The 10,202-nt window shown below is 43.4% G+C and carries 14 protein-coding genes and 2 pseudogenes; 6 read left to right on the plus strand and 10 right to left on the minus strand.

The window, feature by feature from the left end:
- Positions 1-152 precede the first annotated feature (152 nt).
- Complete coding sequence (locus tag J5O05_RS00005; RefSeq protein WP_208841687.1) at positions 153-509, plus strand: hypothetical protein; 357 nt, start codon at positions 153-155, stop codon at positions 507-509.
- 359 nt (positions 510-868) lie between these two features.
- Positions 869-1,223 (plus strand): annotated as a pseudogene (locus J5O05_RS00010) (DUF3147 family protein).
- A 198-nt stretch (positions 1,224-1,421) separates the two neighbouring features.
- On the opposite strand, the gene J5O05_RS00015 reads toward J5O05_RS00010, so the two are convergent.
- Both J5O05_RS00015 and J5O05_RS00020 read right to left on the minus strand, forming a co-directional pair.
- The gene (locus tag J5O05_RS00015) at positions 1,422-1,730 is read right to left on the minus strand and encodes a hypothetical protein (RefSeq protein WP_208841688.1); all 309 of its coding nucleotides are present in this window, start codon (positions 1,728-1,730) and stop codon (positions 1,422-1,424) included.
- An 89-nt stretch (positions 1,731-1,819) separates the two neighbouring features.
- Positions 1,820-2,326 carry a DUF4382 domain-containing protein gene (locus tag J5O05_RS00020; protein ID WP_208841689.1) on the minus strand — a complete coding sequence of 169 codons (507 nt, stop codon included), beginning with the start codon at positions 2,324-2,326 and terminating at the stop codon, positions 1,820-1,822.
- 395 nt (positions 2,327-2,721) lie between these two features.
- On the opposite strand from J5O05_RS00020, the gene parS reads away from it, so the two are divergent.
- Positions 2,722-3,174, plus strand: a complete 453-nt coding sequence (gene parS / locus J5O05_RS00025; protein ID WP_208841690.1) for a type II RES/Xre toxin-antitoxin system antitoxin — start codon at positions 2,722-2,724, stop codon at positions 3,172-3,174.
- Positions 3,174-3,647, plus strand: a complete 474-nt coding sequence (locus J5O05_RS00030; RefSeq protein ID WP_208841691.1) for an RES family NAD+ phosphorylase — start codon at positions 3,174-3,176, stop codon at positions 3,645-3,647. The genes parS and J5O05_RS00030 overlap by 1 nt, the downstream gene beginning before the upstream one ends.
- Before the next feature lie 16 nt (positions 3,648-3,663).
- Here the strand turns inward: J5O05_RS00030 and J5O05_RS00035 are convergent, their stop codons facing one another.
- The 5 genes from J5O05_RS00035 to J5O05_RS00055 all read right to left on the minus strand — a co-directional run bounded on the left by J5O05_RS00035 (position 3,664) and on the right by J5O05_RS00055 (position 7,002).
- Complete coding sequence (locus J5O05_RS00035; protein ID WP_208841692.1) at positions 3,664-4,731, minus strand: glycerol-3-phosphate dehydrogenase/oxidase; 1,068 nt, start codon at positions 4,729-4,731, stop codon at positions 3,664-3,666.
- 68 nt (positions 4,732-4,799) lie between these two features.
- A complete protein-coding gene (locus tag J5O05_RS22810; protein ID WP_425281492.1) occupies positions 4,800-5,111 on the minus strand; it encodes a gamma-glutamylcyclotransferase in 312 nt (103 codons plus the stop codon).
- Positions 5,029-5,217: a gamma-glutamylcyclotransferase gene (locus J5O05_RS00045; protein WP_208841694.1), complete on the minus strand. Its 189-nt coding sequence runs from the start codon at positions 5,215-5,217 to the stop codon at positions 5,029-5,031. The genes J5O05_RS22810 and J5O05_RS00045 overlap by 83 nt, the downstream gene beginning before the upstream one ends.
- 37 nt (positions 5,218-5,254) lie before the next feature.
- Positions 5,255-5,827 (minus strand): GNAT family N-acetyltransferase, encoded by a 573-nt coding sequence (locus J5O05_RS00050; RefSeq protein WP_208841695.1) that lies wholly within the window; start codon positions 5,825-5,827, stop codon positions 5,255-5,257.
- Positions 5,828-5,829: 2 nt separating this feature from the next.
- The gene (locus tag J5O05_RS00055) at positions 5,830-7,002 is read right to left on the minus strand and encodes an MFS transporter (RefSeq protein ID WP_208841700.1); all 1,173 of its coding nucleotides are present in this window, start codon (positions 7,000-7,002) and stop codon (positions 5,830-5,832) included.
- A 108-nt stretch (positions 7,003-7,110) separates the two neighbouring features.
- Here J5O05_RS00055 and J5O05_RS00060 point away from each other — a divergent pair, with 108 nt between their 5' ends.
- Complete coding sequence (locus tag J5O05_RS00060) at positions 7,111-8,022, plus strand: LysR family transcriptional regulator (protein ID WP_208841696.1); 912 nt, start codon at positions 7,111-7,113, stop codon at positions 8,020-8,022.
- Positions 8,019-8,768, plus strand: coding sequence for an EAL domain-containing protein (locus J5O05_RS00065; RefSeq protein ID WP_208841697.1), 750 nt, complete (start codon positions 8,019-8,021; stop codon positions 8,766-8,768). The genes J5O05_RS00060 and J5O05_RS00065 overlap by 4 nt, the downstream gene beginning before the upstream one ends.
- 100 nt (positions 8,769-8,868) lie before the next feature.
- Here the strand turns inward: J5O05_RS00065 and J5O05_RS00070 are convergent, their stop codons facing one another.
- From J5O05_RS00070 to J5O05_RS00080, 3 genes and pseudogenes are all read right to left on the minus strand, one after another.
- Positions 8,869-9,540: a DUF2461 domain-containing protein gene (locus J5O05_RS00070; protein WP_208841698.1), complete on the minus strand. Its 672-nt coding sequence runs from the start codon at positions 9,538-9,540 to the stop codon at positions 8,869-8,871.
- A gap of 44 nt (positions 9,541-9,584) precedes the next feature.
- Entirely contained in the window at positions 9,585-9,758 is a 174-nt protein-coding gene (locus J5O05_RS00075) for a hypothetical protein (RefSeq protein WP_208841699.1), read from the minus strand.
- Positions 9,697-10,202, minus strand: a pseudogene (locus J5O05_RS00080) (hypothetical protein); the annotation flags it as partial. The pseudogene J5O05_RS00080 and the gene J5O05_RS00075, both read right to left, overlap by 62 nt.

Below are 10,202 nucleotides of genomic sequence, written 5' to 3' on the forward strand. Positions count from 1 at the left end.
AGTATGCCTCTGAAAAGTACCCTAGAGTAACGAAATTAGTGTAACGTTGTAGCGCAAGATTCAGTGCTTGTCGCCAAGCGTTGCATTGAATGAAACGTTAGCATTTGCTGCCGTGAACGTAACAAATAGACTACGACAAGGAGTGGGAGAATATGAAAGCGCGATTCGGAACAGTGTTGTTGGTGATAGTGGCCATTGTTGCGTTTGGGACCGCCCTGTCTCATCTTTCCTGTCTTTATTTCGGACCCCAATGTTACGCGGCACAAATGGCTCCACCCGTACTTGTCGAATCAGCGAAAGCGGGAACACTGCTCGCTCCTTTCGCCACACTTGTTGCATCAGCAATCTTTGTTGTATGTGGTAGTTACGCTCTTTCAGGGGCAAAAATTGTCCGCAGACTTCCCTTACTGAATGTAGGTATTTATGTGATTGCACTGGTATCGATTTTGCGAGGTGTTTTAACACTTCAGCTCTGGGCAAGACATCCTGAACTAGTGAGTCTATGTTAACGGATAGTTGATTTGGTTCTGCTGCGGATCAGGGGTGCTATTTAGTGGGGTATAGGGGGGTCAAATCGCTCAACGCATTGATTCGCAGTATCGTAAGAAACAAGTTGGTTTGGCTCATTTGAGTCGTAAATACAACGATAAACGCTGTATCCCTAAGTTCTTCTGAAGGGTTTAATTCACCGTTTCGCTTTTTGCAGATTCCTATGGTTTTGACAGCGTTAAGCGACTAGGGCCAGTATATTATTTCAAAACATTGAATTCGTGCCTTCTAGCAGGCTTTGTCTCAATTCGCTATAGGGACAGCAATAGAGTGTGTGACAATATAAATCGCTTTATTCGCACTTTGTTTTGGGGAACTTATGGGTTGGTTAATTACCAAGTATTTGGTGACGGCAGCGGTGGTCGTTGCGGTGTCGGAAGTTGCCAAGCGCAGTGATAAACTCGGTGCATTGATAAGTGGCACTGCCAATGGTGACCATTTTAGCCATGATTTGGCTATACGTTGAAAAGCAGCCGATGGATAAAATTGCCAATCACGCTTGGTACACCTTTTGGTATGTGGTACCGACGTTGCCAATGTTTTTGATATTTCCTGCGCTGTTGAATCGTTTTGGATTTTGGCTGGCGCTTGGAATGAGTGCGGTTATCACGGTCGTCTGTTTTTGGTTATTTGCGTATTTTGTTAAGTTATTTGGCATTGATTTGATGCCATAAACACTGCTTAACAATTCGTAAGAATAAATGGATGATTTAAAAAAGCGCTTAAAATTAAGCGCTTTTTAATTTTTTAAGTGACCCACCCTAAATGTGGGGGACTTTTCAGTTTATTCCGTGAAATTTACTTGGGTATTTGATGTTACGTCTGCACTTGACACGCGATACAGCGTAAAGTTTGCGTCCTGCGTTTCGATGTTATCGATATGACCAAGGCAGGTATATCCGACTTTGTAGTTTCCTTTGTGCCAAAAACGCGATTTCGTAGTGACCAGTGCCATCTTCATTTAACGACACCAATGCAGTGGCTATTGGCCCAGTTGCACTTGGCTCATCATTTTCATAATAAATATTTGCTGGCGCCTCGATGCTCGCAGGATATAAGTAGATTGCATGTTCGAAGCCGTTGTCGATGTTTGCAAGCGAGGCATTAGCGACTTCGCAATCGGCCATTAATTGCGTTGCAATTGACCCTTCCAATTTAGCTTTTTGTGCCAAATTTTCCAAACGTACACCTCGCGGGTTTTAAAATAATGTCGGCGTTATTTTTAGGATCGACCAACGATTTTTTTAAGTCGAATTCCATCACAAACTGATTAGTTCCTGTAACTAAATCGAATCCGTCTAGTTGAATCTCGCCGATACCATCGTTGCCTTTTTCGGTTTACGATAAGTGGGGCGTACGTACCATCTTTGTAGATAACGTGAGATGTATTTTCATAGTCACTGCTATCGCCGTTGACAACATCGGCACGTATCCATGTGTAATTACCTGCCTCAAGTTGCTGATTAGCAAATAATTGATGAATATCGTCACCCGTGTATTGAAGTAAATTGACAAGGCGAACTGATTTGCTGCCATCTTCACTGCTGATGTCGACGACGGTATCTTGACCGCCGCTAGCGCGAAGCGTGATTTTATCAAATGCAACCCAAACTGCGGCGATGTTCGTTACGGGAGCATCGGAAACGCCCAATGTTAACGTTGTCGATTCTGCAACAGGTGGTGTAGTAGGTTGTGTCGATGTTGAGCTGGAACTTGAGCCACCCCCGCAGCCACTTAGTAATCCCATGAATGTTGCTAGCGTTACGTACTTGTACATATTGACCTCCAAAGTGTTGTACAAATAGGTTAGTTGCAGTTAACTGAATGAAACGTTAAAAATCTGTACCTAAATTTTGAATGTTCAAAATTTACATGGAAAAAATGACGCAAAGTGAGAGCACAACTTAGGTTCCATTTTTCCGGCTTGAGATTTTACTTGGTTTTACTTATTTAAAATCAATAACAAAATTGAATATCGATGTGTAGGAGGTCGCATGAACAAAAAATCTATAGGCTGAAGTTTTTGTAGGTTGCACTAATGGCACTGTGGTACAGGAGGATGATAGTTGCGCAAACTGGGATTGTGTTTTTGGCGTTTTGTACGCTTTAGTTGATTTTTTGGTTCAATTGAGCCAGTATGGCAAGACCATATGAGCTTTTTTGGGGTTTGCCATGGCCACATCAAGTCTAAAAAGTTTTAAGCCTAAACCAACCTATAAACCCAATTATTGGTATTCGCTGGGGATTGAAGACGATGACACGTCAAAAACGGCCTCAATTCACTTAGGGTTTAAGCCTGCGGTCTATCGAAACATTGTTGAAAAAGCAAAGTTATCTCAAAACGAATTCCATCATGTTACGTTGATCCCAATCAGCACAATTAAACGTCGGCTTAAAAACGAAGAGCGTTTTAGCACTCAAGAAAGTGACGTGATGTACCGCCTTGCACTGTTGATTAAATTGGCAACGGATATGTTCGATGATGAACAACGCGCGCTTGAGTGGATCCGAGAAGGTGTTTATGGGCTAAATGGCAAACGACCTCTTGATATGATATCGACCACGGTCGATTTTGAGACAGTAAAAGACTTAATTGGTCGTATCGAACACGGTGTTTTTTCTTAATGAAAATGTATCGACTGACACAAAAGAAGTTTGCAGACACACCTTTTAGTCCGCAAGGCGCAAAACTGTTTGGCGGAAGGTGGAATTCCAAAGGCACAGAAGCGCTGTATTTTGCCGAATCGGAATCATTGTGTGTACTTGAGGTGTTCGTCCATGTAAATAACGATCCACAACTGATTGATAAGTACGATCTGTACCGCATTGAAGTGCCTGAATACCTTATTGTCCAGCTAGACAAAGAAGACTTACCCAACAATTGGCGTGCCATACCGGTTGGAGAACTCACGCAGGAAATTGGCGATCAATTTTTAAAACTGCCTCATCCAGAGTTTGTGGCATTGCAAGTCCCTTCAACCATTTCTCCTCGGGATAAAAACTTTCTCGTCAACCCCAATCACCCTTTGATGCCTGAAATTCTAGAAAAAGCAGAGAAGCTCGAATTTAGCTTTGATAGGCGGATTTTTAAGCAATAGTCAGGAAAAAACACCGTTATTTTCTTAGCTGGTTTAATACAGCGAGTCCGAGTGCCCGTGCGGTCGTCCATTTCCCGCCAAACACCGTGATAAGTCGCTCATTACGTGTAATTTTGTATTCTCTAGAATGTTTCGAAAGCGAGTCTTTGCCGGACAAAAGAGGCCTTACACCAGCGTACTTTGAACGTATGTCCGTTTCGTTGCATGGTTGAGTAAAATAGTGGTTATACAGGTTCAATAGGTAAGCTTGTTCTCCTTTGGAAACCTCAACTGTTTCGTTCAGCGTGTGCTTCACTTCTGTCGTGCCAAGCAATGTTTGTGATTTGTACGGCAACACGAATACCACCCTTGATTCTCCGGGTACTTCAAGTAGATGGCCAAATTTGCTTATGGGGGGCAGGAGTAAATGACTCCCTCGCACTAAGTCTAAGTGTTCATCGTGAGGCAGGTGAGAATCTTCAAGGAGCTGCTCACTCCAAGGGCCGGCGACATTGATGATGGTGTCGAATTCAAATGAGCCTTGAAAAGTGCTCAGTGTGCCATGTGCTGTAATGCGATTGACTGGATGCTGGGTGTGGATGCTTACCCCTAATTCACGGCAGCGCTCTGCAACCCAAAGCCCGAGCGCTTGGTCATCCATTTGACCATCGTGAAATAAGTAAGCACCCTTTAAATTTTGTTGATTTAGGTATGGCGAACAACGTTTAACTTGTCTGGGCGTCAGCCATCGGTGTCGACCAATGCCTTTTTTACCGGCGAGGAAATCATACAACGTCATGCCGATTTTCATTTTCCATCTGGCGCGTGTATGGGGATATATAGGGTAAAGTATAGGAAGGCGACGCGTTAGATTTGGGACGTTTTCGAGCCACCATTTACGCTCTTCAAGGGCTTCACGGACCAATCTAAATTCAAAGTTTTCAAGGTAGCGTATTCCACCGTGCAACAGTTTGCTTGAAGCAGCTGAAGTCTGTTGCATGAGTTCACCGCGCTCAAACAGTGTCACCTTAAACCCCGCTTCAGCGAGTTTCCATGCAGTGCATAGCCCGTTGATCCCACCACCGATGATCGCCACTTTTTCCATGCTAACCTCTTGTTTTAGTTTAAGTGTAGCAATGAATGCGTATTTACCTAATAAGTGACAAGTAAATTTTAGCGCCGTGGGAGACGTAATGTTTGTCGATGTAACGCGTAGTCGCCATGTTCAATCACTTTGGCAAAATGCATCGGTCCTTGGTAGTGATAAACCCACGCACGTTGCGGTTTGTCGTTGGCAAGAAGTACTTGCGTCTCAATTCGCAGATATAGACTTCCTGCGAGATCATTCGGGTGGAAATCTTCGTAAGCATCAAGTTCATGCCAATCTAGCGGCTCTTTGAGTTTAAAGAGCCTCACCCATGACAGCACCCGCCGTGGCGTCGACTTGCAAGCCTGGATAATTTCCCAGATCCCAAAGTACACCATGTGTCTTTGCCTCCCCAACAAAGTCAGCGACTTTTTGGATGTAGCGATAGCAGGGGAGGTTTAGTTTTTTAAGCAAAGTGCCGTAAACAAACAAATGAGCAGGCATAATTGTATGACTTATAAGTAAATGTAGAAATTCATTATTAGCATACCTGTTGCAAAGTGGGAACTGGTTTGTTTTTGTTCAAGGCCAACCATTCTCGTTTCAACAAACCATATACGACCGCATCGGAATAGCCAGAAGGCAGCAACATATACTCGCGTAATACGCCTTCTCGGACCATACCCAATTTTTCCATTAGCTTCCACGAAGCGATGTTATCAACAGCGGCAATAGCCTGTATTTTGTGTGCCGCGAGTTCTTCAAAAACGTAATTAATAAGCCCGTTCGACACTTCTAAACCATAGCCTTGACCAAGATATTCTTCGGCCAATCGGTATCCTATCTCACCAATTCCGGCGGGCTTATTGGTGTACTTAAACATCAGTTCCCCTATCAGCTCGCCAGTGTCTCGGTGCTCAATGCCAAGCATCAATCTCTCGCCTTCTGCTTGTGTCCAAGGTTTCATGGCTTGATTAACACGCTCAATTGCATCTTGTAAGGTGCTTGGCGGACCAATGTATTTAGACGTTTGGTGGCTGCGCCGATGCGCATAAATTGCGTCTACGTCATCCTGCTTTAGTCGTCGAATCAGAGTCCGTTTTGTATTAAACATTGTTATTTTTCCGTAATTGGGGTCGAAAGTTCTGTTATACGTCGTGTATTTAATTGATACCATGCAAACAGTACGAAAAGCGCGCACAAACCAATAAACAGCGCGACGGACAGTGGCGAGTCGAGGAGCCATCGGTTGATTGCCAGCGCAAGTAGGGTGAACACAAGTAGTTCTACAGCGCCGACCAGCGCATTAGCGGTACCTGCATTGTTTGGTTCTACAACACCGATGAGGTGCATATATACCGGAAAATAAACACCAAACACGAGCATCACCAGTGCGTAAGCGAGTAAATAGCCAAGTGCTGCATCGGTGTGTGCAAAAAGTAACGCACCCAAGAGCAAAATAGGCCAAAACCACAACACTAAATCGAGGTAGGCAAAACGCTTTTGCAAAACTTTTGCCATAGTCGAACCGAACAACAGCCCTAGCATTGGGATCATCATCGCTTGACCAATTTCATGGTCGTTATATCCAAAGGTGTGACTTAAGAAAAAAGGCAAGTACAACTGGATTGTCAAATACAAAAAAGTAGGTATCCACTTAATACAGGCGACGTAGAGAAAAGGCCCCTGATTCAGTAATGCACGATATTGTTTTACGAGAAATTTCGGATGCACAGAATTGGCGTGATTAGTGGTGCTTTCTAAGAGCGCCAAACCAAACAACGTAACCAAAACATAATAGCCAATTAGAACACCAGACATACCTTGCCAACCAAACCATTGGGAAAGCACGCCAGAGATCAGCGGCGTTAGAATAGACGTTAAACTGGATGCTATCGCCATTGTTGCCATTGCGCTTTTGAGCTTTGGTCCCTGTAATTTTGAGGATAGTACTGTACGGCTAATTAACAACGGGGAGGCCGCTCCAATACCTTGTAAAATGCGACCAATAAAAAACAAGGTAGCGTTTTGCGAAAGCGTGCACAGAAGTGTGCCGAGAATTAGCGTCATTTGTCCCGCAATAAAAACAGGCTTATCACCAAACCGGTCTCTCGACGGACCGGTGATCAACTGCGACATTCCTAGGGTGATATAGTAGCTTGCAATGAGAGCTTGGCTAGCTGTTTCGCTAATTGCAAGTGACTGACCAAGCGTTGGTAAGACGGGAATGTATATTTGGCTTGCAAGCTGTGAGCAAGATAATAGAAATACGGCAAGTACAACCCACATCGTCAACGAACCACCCAACAGCCTAGAATAGAGTCTTCACTATACGGTGCTTTTAATGTCTTAAAAATGAGGTAATAATTAAAATACTTTTTCCTAATAGGAAATAATATGGACTGGTTAACGGCGACAAAAAGTTTTGAAATACTGGCGCAAACAGGCAGCTTTACCAAAGCTGCCGATCTCTTAAACATTTCACCCTCAGCCATGAGCAAAAGGATTGATTGGCTCGAACAGCAACTTGGTCATACCCTCTTGGTCCGAACGACTCGACAAGTAAACTTAACTGAACAAGGCGCGTTGTTTTTGCCCCGAGTGAAACAATGGGTAGCCGATTTTGATGCGTTACTCGACGAAGCTCAGTCGTCGCATCTTGAGCCGCAAGGCACACTGAAAATCGCGGCGACCCAAGCGGTTGGTAGTACTGTATTAATGCCAAACATTAAAACGTTTTTAGCACAGTATCCTAAACTAACCATTCATCTCAATGTACTGCCTCCGGGAGCACCTCCAGATTTGCATCATGATTTAGTGATCACGCGTTACCATGAAGAGTTTGATTCCTCTTCCCTTGTTGGTCGGCGTTTAATTGATTATCAAATGCAAATGTTCGCCTCGCCTGACTACCTTAAACATCACCAGCAGATCGTGTCTCTGAACGACGTGAGTGAACACAAAATGTTGCTGACCAATTACTATCAGAAAAAAGGTGGATTGGTGCTTGAAGATGGTCGCGTGTTCAGTTTTACCAACTATAATTTTGTGACAGATCATCTTGATGCGATTTTAAAAGCGGCTATCCAAGGCATGGGGATCATTTTTATATCTCCTCACTACATTGAGCGTGAAATTCGCCTCGGATTGTTGGTTCCGGTGTTACCCGAAATCAAATCTGCGAAAACTCAATTGATGGCTTATTACCCTAAAACGGATTTTATACCGTATAAGACAAAACGTTTCTTTGAACATTTAAAGCAAAATCTAGCGAAGAGCTCCACTGTAAACGTAAGGAGAGTAGGATGACAGCGAAACACTGTGAGCAATGCCGTCACGGCAACAACTTAGACTTTGAGTTTACGATGGCATTTCAACCGATTGTCAGTCACAAAAACAAGTCTATATTTGGCTATGAAGCGCTTGTCCGTGGTGTTAATAACGAGCCTGCTGGCGCCGTTATTGCCAATGTAAATGAAGCAAATCGCTATGCGTTCGATCAATCCTGCCGCGTTAAGGCGATTGCCTTAGCCGCCAAGTTGGGCCTAGAGGGATTTCTCAGCATCAACTTTTTACCTAATGCTGTCTATCAGCCTGAGCGTTGTATTCGCACGACTTTAGAAGCGGCGGAAAAATACCATTTTCCGACCGACCGCATTATGTTCGAATTTACGGAAAATGAGCAGATCAAGGATGCAGACCATGTAAAAGGGATCGTTTCGTATTATAAGCAGCAAGGTTTTTTAACCGCGATTGATGACTTTGGGGCAGGTTACGCGGGCTTGAATTTATTAGCTTCATACCAACCTAATATTGTAAAACTGGATATGGATTTAGTCCGAAACATAGCAAACAATAAGCCAAAACAAATCATCGCCAAACACACTTTAGCCATGCTTAATGAACTTGGGGTAACGACGCTTGTAGAAGGGATTGAAACTCAAGCTGAGTACCACTTTTTTGCAAATGAAGGCGTTGATCTGATGCAAGGATACTACTTTGCAAAACCAGCCTTTGAAGCATTAGTGACAGTATCAAGTGAGCGGTTCAATTAAAAAGTGGGTAATGGAGGCGCAGTCGATGGATACCTTATGCCTGTACAAACATGACCTGCAGACTCCAAACAGGTCATGAATGCAAATTTCACTCATTGGTTTAATAATCGAGTTCGAGTGCGAAGCACAGATAGTGCATTAATGGTTGAGTGTGCTGCCATTGTGATAGTAACCAATCTGGGAAGTCAGTGGATGTCGCGATTTGCCTATCGAAATTTTTGAACGCAATAAAGTCTTTGCGTTTCAGTTCTTCAATCAATGGATGGTTTTTGTCATAGCCTCTAGGTGGTCTTTGAAGTGATTCACCTGTAAGTTCGAAACCCGCTGCTGTTAATGTTGTGAGCGCTTTTTTATAGGCGTTAGGGTTTTCATCCATACAATGACGAATAGCATTGAGGGCTTTGCCTTCGGGACGCCACATTCCAGCACCTAAAAAACATTCGTCGTTGGCTAGGTGTAAGTATAGACCGGGAGCATGAACGTCTTTGCCAAGAAAATGGCGGAATTGGATCCCCACGTTTGTTTTGTATGGTTGTTTGTTGTGGCTAAAACGGGTGTCTCGTTGCACGCGCATCAAACTTCCACCGACCTTTTTTGCCACGGCTAACAGTTTTGGCGATAAGTTGCGTATTCCTGGCGCCATGGCTTCAATCAGGTTGAGCGCTGGCGTTCGCACGTTTTCTTCGTATCGCGTTTGATTGGCTTTAAACCACTCACGGTCATTGTTTTGAGCAAGTTCATTTAAAAACGCAAACGTATTGTCGTTAAACATTATTCAGGCCTGTTCATGTCGTTCGTTTAATTCTCAGATTTCATTTATAATCCAGCAACTTTCTTCAAGTCGTTGAGACGTTCTTCGTCACCGAGGTGAAGATTAAATAAATTCTGCAAAGACTTGTCAGTGGTATTTTCATATACATTGAGAATATCAAGTGCCAGTTGCTTTCGATAATCGGCATTGTTTTGGCGAGCTTGATAAAACTGCGACATGGTTCTCATCGACGGCAATACTGCGAACGTAGTCATTGCTTTCTTTATCTAACATAGATTTGAACTGTCTAGCAATACGTACGTCGATTACAGGGGTGTGTGACAGCATTTCGAGTGCTTGTACACGTAATTTTTCGTCATCTAAACGATTCGTCATTTTTATCATACTGTCGACGACCTCGTAATCTAAATGTTCTAATTCATTGCGGTTCAACGCATACATGTTCATTTGCAGTTGGCCAATGGCGGCAAGACGTTCCGCAGGGGTTAATGATTCATTGAGCACTTTTTGTTTAAGTTCTTTACCAACTTGCTCTGCATATTCGGGGTCTGTTTTTATCTTAAATTCATAATCTTCAGGCAATTCAGAATAGAAGCTGTAAATTGGATTTTCTTTTTGCATTTTATCCATTTCTAACTTCTGCTTTTCTTCAATAATGGCAA

The organism is Pseudoalteromonas xiamenensis, from assembly GCF_017638925.1.
In the GTDB taxonomy this organism is placed as follows: domain Bacteria; phylum Pseudomonadota; class Gammaproteobacteria; order Enterobacterales; family Alteromonadaceae; genus Pseudoalteromonas; species Pseudoalteromonas xiamenensis.

Bases quoted from the DNA above. Each gene is read 5' to 3' on its own strand.
- J5O05_RS00005 (WP_208841687.1), top strand. From the start codon at position 153: ATGAAAGCGCGATTCGGAACAGTGTTGTTGGTGATAGTGGCCATTGTT.
- J5O05_RS00020 (WP_208841689.1), bottom strand. From the start codon at position 2,326: ATGTACAAGTACGTAACGCTAGCAACATTCATGGGATTACTAAGTGGC.
- parS (WP_208841690.1), top strand. From the start codon at position 2,722: ATGGCCACATCAAGTCTAAAAAGTTTTAAGCCTAAACCAACCTATAAA.
- J5O05_RS00030 (WP_208841691.1), top strand. From the start codon at position 3,174: ATGAAAATGTATCGACTGACACAAAAGAAGTTTGCAGACACACCTTTT.
- J5O05_RS00035 (WP_208841692.1), bottom strand. From the start codon at position 4,731: ATGGAAAAAGTGGCGATCATCGGTGGTGGGATCAACGGGCTATGCACT.
- J5O05_RS22810 (WP_425281492.1), bottom strand. From the start codon at position 5,111: ATGGTGTACTTTGGGATCTGGGAAATTATCCAGGCTTGCAAGTCGACG.
- J5O05_RS00045 (WP_208841694.1), bottom strand. From the start codon at position 5,217: ATGCCTGCTCATTTGTTTGTTTACGGCACTTTGCTTAAAAAACTAAAC.
- J5O05_RS00050 (WP_208841695.1), bottom strand. From the start codon at position 5,827: ATGTTTAATACAAAACGGACTCTGATTCGACGACTAAAGCAGGATGAC.
- J5O05_RS00055 (WP_208841700.1), bottom strand. From the start codon at position 7,002: ATGTGGGTTGTACTTGCCGTATTTCTATTATCTTGCTCACAGCTTGCA.
- J5O05_RS00060 (WP_208841696.1), top strand. From the start codon at position 7,111: ATGGACTGGTTAACGGCGACAAAAAGTTTTGAAATACTGGCGCAAACA.
- J5O05_RS00065 (WP_208841697.1), top strand. From the start codon at position 8,019: ATGACAGCGAAACACTGTGAGCAATGCCGTCACGGCAACAACTTAGAC.
- J5O05_RS00070 (WP_208841698.1), bottom strand. From the start codon at position 9,540: ATGTTTAACGACAATACGTTTGCGTTTTTAAATGAACTTGCTCAAAAC.
- J5O05_RS00075 (WP_208841699.1), bottom strand. From the start codon at position 9,758: ATGTCGCAGTTTTATCAAGCTCGCCAAAACAATGCCGATTATCGAAAG.